This is a genomic window from Oryzihumus sp. (assembly GCF_054325275.1).
Window position 1 is genome coordinate 1 of record NZ_JBTCWL010000084.1, and the last position, 14,155, is coordinate 14,155.

Sequence of the window (14,155 nt, forward strand, 5' to 3'; positions counted from 1 at the left end):
GTGCGGTCCTGCCCCGGCTGTCTTCGTTATGCTTCGGCCCACCTCGAGCTGACCGTCCTGCCTGGATGGAGCCTCTGTTGCGCTGGGTCATCGACGTGCGGCGCCTCGCCGCGATCGACCTGTGGGGCCTGCACGGCCGCCGCCTGCGCCGCCGCCTGATCACCCTCGAGTTCGCCATCGGCATCGTGCTGCCGATGGTGCTCGGGTCGGTCTGCCTGACTGCACGGGCCCCGGTCACCCGGGTCATCGGCGCGTGGCTGGTCGGCATCGCCCTCAACTACGTCCCGTTGGCGTTCCACGCCTTCCGCCTGTCCCGGCGCGGTGCGCTCGAGGCCGAGCTGGCGGGGGTCGACGCCCGCACCGAGCTGCGGCGCTACAGCCGGCGCCAGTTCGTCATCGCCATCCCGCTGGTGCTGCTGGTCATGTCGTTCCTGCGACCGCCCCGCCCCTGAACGCCGGTATGCCGTGCCCCTCGCCAGGTGAGAGGCACGGCATACCAGGGGAGCTGTGTCGGCTCAGCCGTTCCAGGTGTAGCCGGTCGGCGCGTCACCCATGTCGACGATGGCGGCCACGGGGCCGCCGCCCTCGGGGCCCTGGTGGGCGGCGGAGACGGAGACGAAGACCGCCGGGTCGCCGGTCACGGCCGCGGTGACGCCGCCGACGCAGGACTTGATCTGGCGGTGCCAGTGCACGTCGGAGTCGTCGAGCATCGCGTTGCGGCGGCCGTGGACGGTGCCGTCCTGGCTGGCCTCGCACTTGAGGAAGACGTTGACCAGGCGGCCGTCGAGGTCCGAGGTGTGCGGGCGCTCGGGCAGGTCGAGGCCGGCGTCCTTGATCGCGGCCCAGATGCCGTCGGCGTCGAGGGCGTCGTTCATGACCGAGTGGCCGATGCGGTATCGGCCGCCGACCCCGCGGGCGTTGCCCACGACGACGATCTGCGCCTGGTCGAGCTCGACACCGGAGGAGCAGGAGGCGACAGAGGAGTACAGGTCGCGGTTGTGCATGACGTCCTCGTCGCTCGGCATCTCGATCTCGCCGAGGGCGACGGCGATGCCGAGGCCGGTGGTGCCGTTGGACAGGTCCATCGACTCGTGGGTGTGCTCGGTCCAGACCTGCTTGCCGCGGGCCTTGGCGTCGCGGATGGTGTGGATCGTCAGCAGCGGGGTCTTGGTCTGCACGTAGTGCACGTCGGCGACGTCGGTGATGCCGGCGCGCTCCATGGCGACCTTCACGCCGTCGGCGACCTTCTTGATCATGCCGGTGTATCCGATCTCCTCGGGCAGGATCGGCTCGCTCATGGCGAACCCGACGGTGAGGCGCGGCTCGTCGGTCTGCACGGCCCTGGCCGGGTCGACGGTGGCGAAGATGGTGGCGTGGGGGCTGATCACGCCGTCGGTGCCGCCGGACCACACGATCGGGACCTGCTTGACCTGGTCGGCCGGGGCGCCCTTGGCGACGAGCACCTCACGGAACGCCCGGTCGGCGATGATCCGGGTGTAGTCGTTGACCCCGCCGTTGCCCTCGGTCTTGCCGATGATGGCGATGACGCGGTCGGCCTCCATCACGCCGTCGTCGATGAGCTTGGCCAGCTCGGAGGCGTCGGCCACGCTGTGGATCGGGACCTTGCGGACCTCAATGGCATCAGGCACGGGTGTCACCCTTCGTTCTCGGTGGGGTTCTGCGGTGTGGGGTTCTGTCCTGCGGTGTCCTGCGGCTGGGCGGGGCGGCCCTCGATGACCGTCCCGTAGCGACCGGTCACGGCCCTGTCGATCTGCTCCAGCGCGGTGATCACCGCGCGCGGGCCGCCCGACTCGACGAAGCGCATCGCGGCCTCGACCTTCGGGCCCATCGAGCCGCTGGCGAAGTGGCCCTCGGCGGCGATCTCGCGCATCTGCTCCAGGCTGACCGCGCCGATCTCCTCGGCCTGCGGGGTGCCCCAGGCCTTGATGGCGTGGTCGACGTCGGTGGCGATGACGAGCACGTCGGCGTGCACCGACCGGGCCAGCAGCGCCGCAGTGAGGTCCTTGTCGATGACCGCCTCGACGCCGCGCACCGTGCCGTCCTCGCTGCGGACCACCGGGATACCGCCGCCGCCGGCCGCGACGACGACGTAGCCGGCCTCGATCAGGGTGAGCAGGGTGCCGGTCTCGAGCACCTCACGCGGCTCGGGCGAGGCGACGATGCGCCGCCAGCCCTTCTCGCCGCGATCCTCCCAGAGCTGGCCGTGCTCGATCAGCGGCCTGGCCTGCTCGTAGGGCAGGAACCGGCCCACCGGCTTGGTGGGGTGGGTGAAACCGGGGTCGTCGGCGTCGACGCGCGTGCGCGTGACGATGGCGGCGACGGGACGCACGACACCGCGCCGGGCCAGGCTGGCCTCGAGGGAGTTCATCACGGTGAAGCCGATCGTCGCCTGCGTCTGCGCCCCGCACCAGTCCAGGGAGACCGGCGGGACGACGGTGGCGGCGAGCTCGTTCTTGACCAGCAGGTTGCCGACCTGGGGCCCGTTGCCGTGGGTGATCACGACCTCGTGCCCCGCGGCGATCAGGTCGGCCACCGACTCCATGGCGGCGGCGATCGCGGCGCGCTGCGCGTCGGGGCTGGCGCTGCCGTCGGGGCCCGTCATGGCGTTGCCGCCGAGGGCGAGGAGGACCCGCACGGGCTGCACCTGCTTTCACCTGGGGCCGCCGCGCGGGACGCGGACGGGCGATGCGGCGAGCCTACGGACGAACCACCGGACGCCGCGTTGGCAGACCCTGCCCAATGACCGCCCGCCTCTTGGCACTTGTGTGTCGCGCGCCGGCTCCTCAGCCGAGGCGGCGGTAGCGGGCCAGGCGGGCGGCGAGCCGCTCGGCCGGGTCGGCGCGCAGCAACAGGCCCAGCTCGTGCTGCAGCACCTGCGACATCCGCGCGCAGAACTCGGCGGGCTCGTCCGCGGCGTCGGGGTGCTCGGCGACGATCCGGTCGACGATGCCCTCGCGCAACAGGTCCAGCGAGCGCACGCCCTGCGACGCGGCGAGGTCCGGCGCGTGGTCGGTGTCGCGGTAGAGGATCGCCGAGGCGCCTTCCGGCGGCAGGGGAGAGAGCCAGGAGTGCTGGGCGCAGATGACCCGGTCGGCCGGCATGAGCGCGAGCGCCCCGCCGCCGGTGCCCTGCCCGAGCAGCAGGCAGACGGTCGGCGCGTCGAGCATGACCAGCTCGGACAGGCAGCGCGCGATCTCGCCGGCCAGCCCGCCCTCCTCGGCCTCGCGGGACAGCGCGGCGCCGGCGGTGTCGATGACGCTGACCAGCGGCAGCTTGAGCTCCCGGGCCAGGCGCATGCCGCGCCGGGCCTCGCGCAGCCCGGCCGGTCCGAGCGGGTTCTCGAACGTCTGGTGCTTGCGGTCCTGGCCCAGCACGACGCAGGGCGCCCCGCCGAAGCGGGCCAGGGCGATGAGCAGCCCGGGGTCCTGCTCGCCCTGGCCGGTGCCGTGCAGCGGCACGACGTCGGTGGCGCCGAGCTTGAGCAGGGCCCGCACGCCGGGCCGCTCGGGCCGGCGCGAGCGCAGGATCGAGTCCCACGCGGGCAGGTCGGGCAGCTCCTCCCGGGGCAGCTCGGGCACCACGGGCAGGTCCTCGCGCGGGGCCATGAGCACGTTCAGCGCCCGCGAGGCGACCTCGGCCAGCGCCTCAACCGGCAGCACGGCGTCGATGAGGCCCTGTTCGAACAGGTTCTCCGAGGTCTGCACGCCCTCCGGGAACGGCGAGCCGTAGAGCGCCTCGTAGACGCGTGGCCCGAGGAAGCCGACCAGCGCGCCCGGCTCGGCGACGGTGACGTGGCCGAGCGAGCCCCACGAGGCGAAGACGCCGCCGGTGGTGGGGTGGCGCAGGTAGACGATGTAGGGCAGCCCGGCGTCCTTGTGCGCCGCGATCGCGGCCGAGATCTTGACCATCCCGACGAAGGCGCTGGTGCCCTCCTGCATCCGGGTGCCGCCGGAGGTCGGCGCGGCGAACAGCGGCAGCCCCTCCCGGGTCGCCCGCTCGACCGCGAGCACCAGGCGCTCGGCGGCGGCCCGGCCGATCGAGCCGGCCAGGAACCGGAACTCGCCCAGCACCACGGCGACCCGGCGTCCGCGCAGCCGGGCCGAGCCGGTGATGAGCGACTCATCGGTGCCGGCCTTCTCTGCCGCTGCGGCGAGCTCGGCGGCATAGGCGCTGCCCGGCTCGGCCACCGGCACCGGCGTGGTGTCCCAGCTCTCGAAGCTGCCCTCGTCGAGGACGGTGTCAATGAGCTCGCGGGCACCCAGCCGGCCGGTCACGGTGCGGTGCCCTCGGCGTCGCGCTCGTCGAGCCAGGCCCGCACGCTGGCGTTGTGCTGGCCCAGGGCCGGTGGGGCGAGGTGCTCGGCCCGCCCCCCGGCATACAGGTTGTCGTCGAAGCGCAGCGGCGGCCCGGGCAGCTGGACCGTCCCGAGCACCGGGTGGTCCACGTCGATGACCAGCCCCTGGGAGCGGGTCTGCTCCCACTCGTAGACGCGGTCCAGGGTGCGCACCTCACCCGCCGGTATGCCCGCCGCGGCCAGGGCGGGCAGCAGCTCGGCGAGCTTGCGGTCGGCGAAGGCGGCGTTGACCGCGTCCACGACGGCGTCGCGGTTGCCGACCCGCTCCCGGTTGGTGGCCATGCCCGCGGCGTCGGGGTCCAGCCCGAAGGCAGTGCAGAACTTGCGCCACAGGCCCTCGCTGCCGACGGCGATCTGCAGCATCCCGTCGGCGCAGGAGAACAGGCCGTAGGGGCAGATGCTGGGGTGGTGGTTGCCCTGGGCGCGGCCCACCTCGCCGGCGACGGTGTAGCGGGTGCCCTGGAAGGCGTGCACGCCCACGATCGCGGCCAGCAGGCTGGTCCGCACGACCCGGCCGTGGCCGGTGGTGGTGCGCTCGTGCAGGGCGGCGACGACGCCGTACGCGCCGTACATCCCTGCGAGCAGGTCGCCGATCGGCACCCCCACGCGGGTGGGGTGGTCGGGGTCGGGGCCGGTCAGCGACATCAGGCCGGCCTCGCCCTGGGCGATCTGGTCGTACCCGGCCCGGCCACCCTCGGGACCGTCGTGGCCGAAGCCACTGATCGAGAGGATGACCAGGCGCGGGTTGAGCTCATGCAGCCGCTCGACGCTGAAGCCGAGCCGGTCGAGCACGCCGGGCCGGAAGTTCTCCAGCAGCACGTCGGCGTGGGTGACCAACCGGGTCAGCGTCGCCACCCCGTCCTCGCTCTTGAGGTCGAGGGTGATCGACTCCTTGTTGCGGTTGCAGGACAGGAAGTACGTCGAGATCGGGTCGTCCTCGGGCCCCACGAACGGCGGGCCCCAGCCGCGGGTGTCGTCCCCGCCGCCGGGGGTCTCCACCTTGATGACCCGGGCACCGAGGTCGCCCAGCATCATCCCGGCGTGCGGGCCGGCGAGGGCGCGGGTGAGGTCGATGACGGTGGTGCCGTCGAGCGGTCCGGTCACGATGTCGGTTCTCCTGTCGGTCTGCTTGCGGTCAGAGCCAGTCGACGTCCGCGGCCGTGGCGCCGGCGGCCAGCGTGGCGTAGCCGGGTCCGCGGTCGAAGAACGGCTGCTCGCCGCGGTCGGCGCGGCGCTCGGCCCGCAGGGCGTCGGACGCCGCGGTGTCGATCACCGGCTCGTCCTTGGTGCCCGTGGCCACGACGCCGTAGTCGGTGCGGGCGCCCTCGAAGGAGACCTTGCCCCACCTCAGGTCGCGCTGCACCTCGTCGTACGGGCGCTCGAGCGGGTCGCCCCATCCGCCGCCGCCGGTGGTGCGGATGCGGATGACCTCCCCGGCCTTCACCGGCTCGTGGTCGGCGAGGGCGTCGACCTCGCGCTCGTTCGGGCCGCCCGGGTCGATGGTCACCTGGAACGGCTTGCCCGCCTTGCCGCCCTTGACGCCCCAGCAGGCCAGGATCGAGCGGTCGGCGATGGACATGAAGTTGGCGTCCTTGAGCATCCGGATCTGCTTCTCGTAGCCCAGGCCACCGCGGTAGCGGCCCGCGCCGCCGGAGTCGACGGCCAGGCCAAGGCGCTCGACGAGGAACGGGAAGCGGCTCTCGGTGAACTCGGTCGGCAGGTTCCGCGAGTCCGGCACGACGTGGATGGTGTCCTCGCCGTCGGCGTAGTAGCGGCCACCGGAGCCGCCACCGAGCACCTCACGCATGAGGTAGTCGTTGCCGTCGCGGTCGTGGCCGTAGACGCCGGTGTAGCGGATCGTCTCCTGGTCGGCGGGCATCTTGCCGTCGACCGCCTTGGCGATCACGCCGGCGAGCACGCCGAGCAGGCGCAGGATGACGAAGGTCCGGGCGTTGGTCGGCGCCGGGAAGATCGGCGTGAGCAGCGTGCCCTTCTCGGGGAACTTCATCTCGATGAGCGGCACGATGCCCTCGTTGACGTCGAGCTCGGCCATCCGCTCGGGCGTGTCGGCGAGGTTGCGCAGGATCGGCGCGAGCCACTTCTTGAGGAAGTTGCCGTCGGCGTAGTCCCCGCAGTGGTTGATCGGGCCCTTGGCCTGCGGCGCGGTGCCGGTGAAGTCGATGACGATCTTCGGTCCGTTGCCGGGGCCGCCGGTGCTGGTCTTGGTCAGCGTGATCCGCTGGGTGTGCAGCTTCTGCTCGTCGACGCCGTCGTGCTCGGCGTAGTCCTCCCAGACGTACTCGCCGTCGGGGATCTTGGACAGGATCTCGCGGCGGTAGGTCTCGGTGGTCTTGTCGAGGATCGCGTCGAAGGCTGCCTCGACGGTCTCGCGGCCGTAGCGGTTGAACAGGTCCGACAGGCGCGCGGCGCCCATGAGGCAGGCGGAGCACTCGGCGTCGAGGTCGGCGGCGAGGGACTCCGGCATACGGCTGTTGCGCGTCATGATCTTCAGCGCCGCCTCGTTGGGGACGCCCGCGTCCCACAGCCGGATCGGGGGCACCATCAGCCCCTCCTCGTAGACGCTGGTCGCGCCGGAGGGCATCGAGCCGGGGCAGGCGCCGCCGATGTCGTCGTGGTGGCCGAAGGCCTGCACGAACGCGACGACCTCGCCCTGGTGGAAGACGGGGACCGTGACGCACAGGTCGGGCAGGTGACCGATGCCGCCCTCGGACTCGTAGACGTCGTTGTGGAAGAACACGTCGCCCTCGCGCATGGTCTCCAGCGGGTAGTCGCGGGCGACCGGGTGGACCAGGGCGCTGTATGAGCGGCCGGTCAGCTTGCGCAGCTGCCGGTCGTGGATGCCGGCGCGGAAGTCGTGCGCGTCGCGGATCATGGGCGAGCGGGAGGTGCGCGCGATGGCGGTCTCGACCTCCATCTCGACGCTGGCCAGGGTGCCCTCGACGATCTCCAGGACGATCGGGTCGACATTGAGGGCCGGGGTCTCGGTCACAGCGGTCACTTCGCGCTCTCCTTGGTGATCACGAGGTTGCCGTACGCGTCGACGCGGACGGTGAAGCCGGGGTGGACGGGCACGGTCGAGCCGAACTCCTCGACGATGACCGGCCCGGCGACCGCGTCGCCGGCGCGCAGGTCGGGGCGCCAGTAGATGCCGGCGTCGACGTAGCCGTCGGCGGGGTCGAAGCAGACCGGGCGGGTGCCGGTGCGGGCGCGCTCGACGGAGTCGGCGGCCCCCTCGATCTCGGCCAACTCGGGCCGCGTGATCGGGCCGATGCCGGTGACGCGCAGGTTGACCCACTCGACCTGCTGGCGCGGGTCGTCGCGGAAGTCGTAGCCGTAGAGGCCCTTGTGCGCGTCGTGGAACGCGGTCGCGACCGTCTCGGCGAAGCCGGCGTCCACCGCACCCTCGGGGGCGTTGACCCGCACCTCGAAGGCCTGGCCGAAGTAGCGCAGGTCGACGGTGCGCACGTAGCGGTGGTCGGCGCGGGCGAAGCCCTCGGCGTCCAGGGCCTCGGCGGCGCGCTCGGTCAGCTCGGCGAAGGTCTTCTCCACGCCGGCGAGGTCGAGCGCGGTGTGCTTGGCGACGGCGGTCTGCACGTAGTCGTTCTTGACGTCGACGGTGAGCAGGCCGAACGCCGAGACGTTCCCCGGGTTCTGCGGGACGACTACACCGGCGAGGTCGAGGATGTCGACGAGGCGGCAGGCCAGCAGCGAGCCGGAGCCACCGAACGTCGCGAGCATGAAGTCGCGGACGTCCAGGCCGCGCTTGACCGAGATCTGGCGCAGCGCATTGGCCTGGTTCCACGCGGAGATCTCGAGGATGCCGGCGGCGCACTCGTCGGGGGTCAGGCCGAGCCGCGCGGCCAGGGCCTCGATGCCGGCCTTCGCGGCGGCGGCGTCCAGCGGGATCTCGCCGCCGAGCAGGTGGGCCGGGATCCGGCCGAGCATGACGTGGGCGTCGGTGATGGTCGGCTCCGTGCCGCCCTTGGCGTAGCAAAGGGGGCCCGGGTCGGCGCCGGCCGACTTGGGGCCGACCTTGAGCGTGCCCTCGGGGGAGATCCACGCGATCGAGCCGCCGCCCGCGCCGACGGTGACGACGTCGATCATCGGGATCTTGGACGGGTAGGCCCCGACGGTGCCCTCGGTGGTGAGGGTCGGCTCGCCGCCGAGGACCACGGACACGTCGGTGGAGGTGCCGCCGCCGTCGCAGGTGAGCACCTTGTCGAAGCCGGCCTTGCCCGAGATCAGCGCGGCGCCGAGGGCGCCGGCAGCCGGGCCGGACAGCACCGTGGTGATCGGCTGGTGCACGACCTCGTCGGCGGAGAGCACACCGCCGTTGGACTTCATGATGTAGAAGGGGATCGAGTCCCGGTCGGCCGAGGCGGCGCCGGTGAAGTCGTCCAGGCGGGTCTTGATGTTGGAGACGTAGCGGGACACCTTCGGCTTGACCGCGGCGTCGACCAGCGTGGTCATCGAGCGCTCGTACTCGCGGTACTCCCGCAGCACGTCGCTGGAGATCGAGATGACCGCCTCGGGGTGCTCGCGCTGCAGGATCTCCCGCATCCGCAGCTCGTGCTCGGGGTTGGCGTAGGCGTGCAGGAAGCACACGCCGATCGTGGTGATGCCCTGGTCGCGGAACCAGCGGGCCACCTGGGCTGCGCCCTCCTCGTCGAACGGGCGGACCTCGTTGCCCTCGAAGTCGAAGCGGCCCTCGACGGTCTTGACCAGGTCGGCCGGGACGATCCGCGGCGGCTTCACCCAGAAGTAGGAGTTGCCGTAGCCGTCCGGCACCGCCTGGCGGGCGATCTCGAGGATGAACTCGTAGCCCGCGGAGGTGATGAAGCCGAGCTGCTCGACCTTGCCCTCGAGCAGCTGGTTGGTGGCGACCGTGGTGCCGTGGCAGACGGCGGTGACGTCCGCGCCGGTCGCGCCGAGCAGGTCGAGGACCTTGTGCACGCCGTTGATGAAGCCATCGGCCGGGTTGGCCGGGGTCGAGGGCGTCTTGGTCGTGATCAGCGCCCCGGAGTCCTCGTCGAAGGCGACGACGTCGGTGAACGTGCCGCCGGTGTCGATGCCGATGCGGATGCGACGTGGGGTCTGCGTCATGGCGTTCCTCGGGCGGGAGAGGTGGGAGGTGGCGGGGCGCCGGACGTGCCGGCGGTGCCCTCGATTCAACTCGCGCCGCCACCCCGCGTCCCTGTCAGAACCTGCCAAGACCCTTGGCAGATCTTCATGCACCTCGGGTATGCCGTGCCCGCTCCTCCAGAGCGATCGCCCACCTCCCGGCGGGGACCCCATCCGGACACCGCTCAGCCCGCGTTTCGCGCCCGCACCGGGCGCGAAACGCGGGCTGAGGCGTGTTCTGTTCAGGTCATCCGGTCAGTGCCGGCAGAGCTGACCTGTCACGAGGTCGGGGTCGTGGTAGCCGTCCCCGTCCTGGTAGACGCTGAAGTCGCTCGACCCGTCGACGACACCGACGCCGACGCCCCAGGGGTAACCCAACGAGAAGGCCAGGCCCTGGGTGCTCCAGGTGTGGGTGTACTCACCCTTCACGTAGACCCGCGAGTAGCAGGAGCCGGAGGTCGGCGCCGGGTTCACCCACACGTCATAGGTGAACCGCTGACCGGTCATGTCGAACCACTGCTTGACCCAGGCACCGCCACCTTGGGCCGTCGAGGTCGGGAGGAAGCTCGAGCTGCAGTCTCCGTAGGAGCCGCTCCCGGCGATGCCGCCCCACGTCCGGTAGCTCTCGTAGACCTGGTCGTTGACCGCGGCGTAGTAGTCGAAGAAGCCGCCCGACGGCGAGGTCCTGGTCCGGTTCGAGGTGAGGTCCCCGCAGTAGTCCCAGGTGCGCACCTGCTCCTTCTTGACCTGCATGGACCCGTTGAAGTGGATGCCCACGGCGTCGTCGGACCCGATGTCCCCTGCGCGCGCCGGCCAGCAGAACTGCCCGGTGCCGCACACCGCACGCCAACGACCGTTGACGCTGAAGTGGTAGGCCTTCAGCGTGCTGTCGTAGCCGAGGTAGAGGGGTGTGTCCACGTCGACCATCGACGGGCTCTCGTGGTCCCCGACACCGAGCGCGTGCGCCGGCGCGGCCAGACCCAGGGCCGAGGTGGCCGCGACGGCCAGGCTCAGCAGACAGCGTGCAAGACGAGTACGAATCATGATTCCCCCGACTTCCCCTGTGACGGAGACGCGATGTCACCGTGGGGCGCAGCATGACACCGCCGGGGAGGGCCCGGAAGCCTTCCGGCGACATCCGAACGCACTCAATCCGTCGAGCTCGCCGCAAAATCACAACAATTCGACGGATAAGGTGCGTTCGGTCGGGGCGGCGTGGAGGTTGGGGCTGCTCAGACCTGGAGGTGGGGGAAGCCCGACGCGGCGGGGCGCTCGAGGTCCTCGCGGTAGTTGCGGATCAGGTCCAGGTTGCGGTCGGCGAGGTGGTCGAAGCCCTGGCCGACGCTGGAGCCGGGGGTCAGCGATCGCAGGGCCTCGTCCGGGTCGAGCCGGGCGACCACCCAGGACTCGTGCGTGGCGGCCTTGGCGGCAATGTGCGCGATCGGCGTGACGATGTGGCTGTTGCCGAAGTAGAGCACGCCGGCCGGGTCGGTGCCGGTGGCGTTGGCGCCGATGATGTAGACGTGGTTGTCGTAGGCCCGGGCGCGGCTGGTCAGCTCCCACACGTCGGCGCTGCGCAGCAGGGCGGACGGGCGGCAGATGACCTCGGCGCCCTGCACCGCCTGGATGCGGGTCAGCTCGGGGTAGTCGCCGTCGAAGCAGATGATCATGCCGATCCGGCCGAGCTCGGTGTCGACGACGGTGACCGTGTCACCGGGGGTGACCCAGCCGCCGCGCGAGCGGATCTCGGTGCAGAACGGGTGGGTCTTGCGGTAGACGCCGAGCAGCGACCCGTCCGGGCCGATGAGGGCGCTGGAGTTGTAGACGACTCCCCGCTCCTCGCCCCGCTCGTAGGTGCCGACGCAGACGTGCACGCCGAGGCGCGCGGCCGCGGCCTGGATCGGCTCGACCACCGGCCCGGGCAGCTCGGAGACGAGGTCCCACAGCTCCTCCGGCGTGCAGTCCGGGGTGAAGCCCGTGGTCGCAGACTCCGGCAGCACCACGAGCTCGGCGCCGGTCGCCTCGACGCAACGGGTCAGCCAGTCGACGCACTTCTCGACGTTGGCCTTGACCACGTCGGGGGACAGTGGCCCGGCCACCGGCGCGATCTGGACGGCGGCAGCGGTGAACGCGCGCATGTCAGTGCCTCCCGGCGACGATGCCGACGGCCACGCCGGCGAGGGCGATCACGGCACCGACGACGGTGCCGACGAGGAACTCCCGGCCCTGGAACCCGGCCCGGGCAGGTGCCGGCGCGGCGTACACGGCCCCGGTCGGCGCGGCGGGCGCACCCGGCGCGGCGACGACGGCGCCCTCGGGGACCGCCCCGGCGGGCACCGGCACCGCCACGCGGACCCCGGCGATGTCGTTGTCGACGGCGGTGAAGAACTGGCCGGCCATCTTCTTGGCCACGCCGGTGAGCATGCGCTGGCCGACGCCGCCGATGGCCCCGCCGACGACCGCGTCGGCATCGTAGGTCAGCGCGGTGCCGCCGGTGGCGGACTGCTCGAGCAGCACCTTGACGTCGGCGCTGACCGTGCCCGGCCCGCCCGCCCCGGAGGCCTTGAGCACGAAGGAGCCGGGCGGGTTCTGCTCGGTCAGGGCCACGTCACCCTCGTAGGTGCCCTTGATGGAGGCCACGCCGGCGGTGATCGTCATCTTGTAGGCGTCGGGGCCCACCTCGCGCAGCTGCTGGCAGCCGGGCAGGGTGCGGGCGAGCACGGCGGGGTCGTTGAACGCGGCCCAGACCTGGTCGACGGGGGCGTTCAGCGTGGCGGATCCGGAGATCTTCATCGGCGGTGTTCCTCGTTCTCTCAGGCCGTGGGGGCGGTCGTGGTGGTGCGGGAGCCGCGGCGCAGGCCGGGCAGCTCACCCGCGGCGTGGCGGTGGCGCAGGTCCCACAGCTCGGTGGGGGAGATCGGCATCGAGGTGATCGGGAAGCCCTCGGCATCCTCGATCGCGCTGGCGATGACGGCGGTGACCGGGATGCACCCGGCCTCGCCGGCGCCCTTGATGCCCAACGGGTTCAGCGGGCTCGGCGTCTCGAGGTGGTCGGTCTCGACGTGCGGCACCTCGGAGGCGTAGGGCATGAGGAAGTCCATGAACGAGGCGTTGAGCAGCTGCCCCGCCTCGTCGTAGGCCATCCGCTCGTAGAGCGCGCCGCCGACGCCCTGCGCGACGCCGCCGTGCACCTGTCCCTCGACGATCATCGGGTTGATCATCCGCCCGCAGTCGTGGATGACGCAGTAGCGCAGGATCGTGATCTCCGCGGTCTCCGGGTCGGTCTCGACGATGGCGGCGTGCATGCCGTTGGCGAACGTCGCCCGCGGCGGGGAGTAGAAGTCCGTGCCCTCCAGGCCGGGCTCCTCGTCGTCGGCCACCGGCGGCTTGTCCATGTCGGGCGTACCGGCGAACTGAGTGGCCGCCTTGGCGGACTCGTCGAAGGCGTAGCGCAGCGGGTTGGACAGCACCGCGATCGTGGACAGCGCGACCTGGGCCTCCGGGTCGCCCTTGACCCGCACGATGCCGTCGACGATCTCGAGGTCACCCGGGTCGGCCTCCAGGGCCTCGCCGGCGATCCGCAGCGCCTTCTCCCGCACGTTGCGGGCGGCGAGCGCGATCGCGTTGCCGCTCATGACCGCCGCGCGGGAGGCGAACGTGCCCACGGCGTACTGGAACCGGCGGGTGTCACCGGTGGTGACGTGCACGTCCTCCATCCGCACGCCGAGCTCCTCGGCGACGATCTGGGCGAACACCGTCTGGTGGCCCTGGCCCTGGCTGGTCAGGCCGGTGGAGACGTTGACCCGGCCGGTGGTCTCGATCTGGATGTGGCCGCCCTCGTAGGGCCCGACACCGGTGCCCTCGACGTAGCAGCCGATCCCCAGCCCCACGCGCCGCCCGGCCGCCTCCGCCTCCGCCCGGTATGCCGCGAAGTCGTCCCAGCCCACCAGCTCCTTGAGCTTGGCCAGGCTGGCGGGGAAGTCGCCGGAGTCGTACATCAGCGGCCGGCCGTCCTGGAACAGCAGCCCGTGGTCGTAGGGCATCTCCTCGGGCTGGATGAAGTTGGTGCTGCGCACGTCGGCGCGGTCCTTGCCCAGGTAGTCGGCGATGGCGTCCATGGTGCGTTCCATCGCGTAGACGCCCTGCGGGCGGCCGGCGCCGCGGTAGGGCGTGACGATCACCGTGTTGGTGAACAGCGACCAGAACTCGCACTTGTACGCGCCGGGCTTGTAGGGGCCGAGCAGCTGGGTGGAGGTGATGATCGGGACGATGATCCCGTAGGGCGTGTAGGCCCCGTTGTCGTGCCACAGCTTCACCGACAGGCCGAGCACCCGGCCCTCGTCGTCGAAGCCGACCTCGACGTCCTGCAGCTGGCCGCGCTCGTGCGCCGAGGAGATGAAGTGCTCGCGCCGGTCCTCGACCCACTTCACGTCGGCGTCGAGGCGCCGGGCCGCCCACGGGACCAGGACCTCCTCGGGCCAGGGGTGCATGATCTTCACCCCGAAGCCGCCGCCCACATCCGGGGCGATGCACTCGACCTTGGCCAGCGGCATACCGAGCTTGGCCGCGACCGCGGCCCGCACGCCCGTGGACGTCTGGGTGGAGGAGTAGATGCGAAGGCTCTGCTCGTCGCTGTCC

The 14,155-nt window shown here is 71.8% G+C and carries 11 protein-coding genes; 1 reads left to right on the forward strand and 10 read right to left on the reverse strand.

What is annotated here, in order from left to right:
- The first annotated feature begins 65 nt into the window (after window positions 1–65).
- The gene (locus tag ACXVGS_RS16895) at window positions 66–452 is read left to right on the forward strand and encodes a hypothetical protein (protein WP_458528645.1); all 387 of its coding nucleotides are present in this window, start codon (window positions 66–68) and stop codon (window positions 450–452) included.
- Between the two features lie 63 nt (window positions 453–515).
- On the opposite strand, the gene bar is transcribed toward ACXVGS_RS16895, so the two are convergent.
- The 10 genes from bar to cutA form a co-directional block, all read right to left on the reverse strand.
- A complete protein-coding gene (gene bar / locus ACXVGS_RS16900; RefSeq protein ID WP_458532671.1) occupies window positions 516–1,649 on the reverse strand; it encodes a barbiturase in 1,134 nt (377 codons plus the stop codon).
- 5 nt (window positions 1,650–1,654) lie between these two features.
- A complete protein-coding gene (locus tag ACXVGS_RS16905; protein WP_458528643.1) occupies window positions 1,655–2,656 on the reverse strand; it encodes a carbamate kinase in 1,002 nt (333 codons plus the stop codon).
- A 148-nt stretch (window positions 2,657–2,804) separates the two neighbouring features.
- Complete coding sequence (locus tag ACXVGS_RS16910) at window positions 2,805–4,295, reverse strand: carboxyl transferase domain-containing protein (RefSeq protein ID WP_458528642.1); 1,491 nt, start codon at window positions 4,293–4,295, stop codon at window positions 2,805–2,807.
- On the reverse strand, window positions 4,292–5,479 hold the full coding sequence (locus ACXVGS_RS16915; protein WP_458537220.1) for a CaiB/BaiF CoA transferase family protein: 1,188 nt from the start codon (window positions 5,477–5,479) through the stop codon (window positions 4,292–4,294). Before ACXVGS_RS16915 ends, ACXVGS_RS16910 begins: the two co-directional genes overlap by 4 nt.
- Window positions 5,480–5,510: 31 nt before the next feature.
- Window positions 5,511–7,394 carry a hydantoinase B/oxoprolinase family protein gene (locus tag ACXVGS_RS16920; protein WP_458537221.1) on the reverse strand — a complete coding sequence of 628 codons (1,884 nt, stop codon included), beginning with the start codon at window positions 7,392–7,394 and terminating at the stop codon, window positions 5,511–5,513.
- A complete protein-coding gene (locus tag ACXVGS_RS16925) occupies window positions 7,391–9,499 on the reverse strand; it encodes a hydantoinase/oxoprolinase family protein (protein WP_458528639.1) in 2,109 nt (702 codons plus the stop codon). Before ACXVGS_RS16925 ends, ACXVGS_RS16920 begins: the two co-directional genes overlap by 4 nt.
- Before the next feature lie 273 nt (window positions 9,500–9,772).
- Window positions 9,773–10,561, reverse strand: a complete 789-nt coding sequence (locus tag ACXVGS_RS16930; protein ID WP_458528638.1) for a hypothetical protein — start codon at window positions 10,559–10,561, stop codon at window positions 9,773–9,775.
- A 188-nt stretch (window positions 10,562–10,749) separates the two neighbouring features.
- Window positions 10,750–11,655: a carbon-nitrogen hydrolase family protein gene (locus ACXVGS_RS16935; RefSeq protein WP_458528637.1), complete on the reverse strand. Its 906-nt coding sequence runs from the start codon at window positions 11,653–11,655 to the stop codon at window positions 10,750–10,752.
- Between the two features lies 1 nt (window position 11,656).
- The gene (locus ACXVGS_RS16940; protein WP_458528635.1) at window positions 11,657–12,310 is read right to left on the reverse strand and encodes an SRPBCC family protein; all 654 of its coding nucleotides are present in this window, start codon (window positions 12,308–12,310) and stop codon (window positions 11,657–11,659) included.
- A gap of 20 nt (window positions 12,311–12,330) precedes the next feature.
- A partial coding sequence (gene cutA / locus ACXVGS_RS16945; RefSeq protein WP_458537222.1) for an aerobic carbon-monoxide dehydrogenase large subunit occupies window positions 12,331–14,155 on the reverse strand: 1,825 nt, incomplete at its 5' end.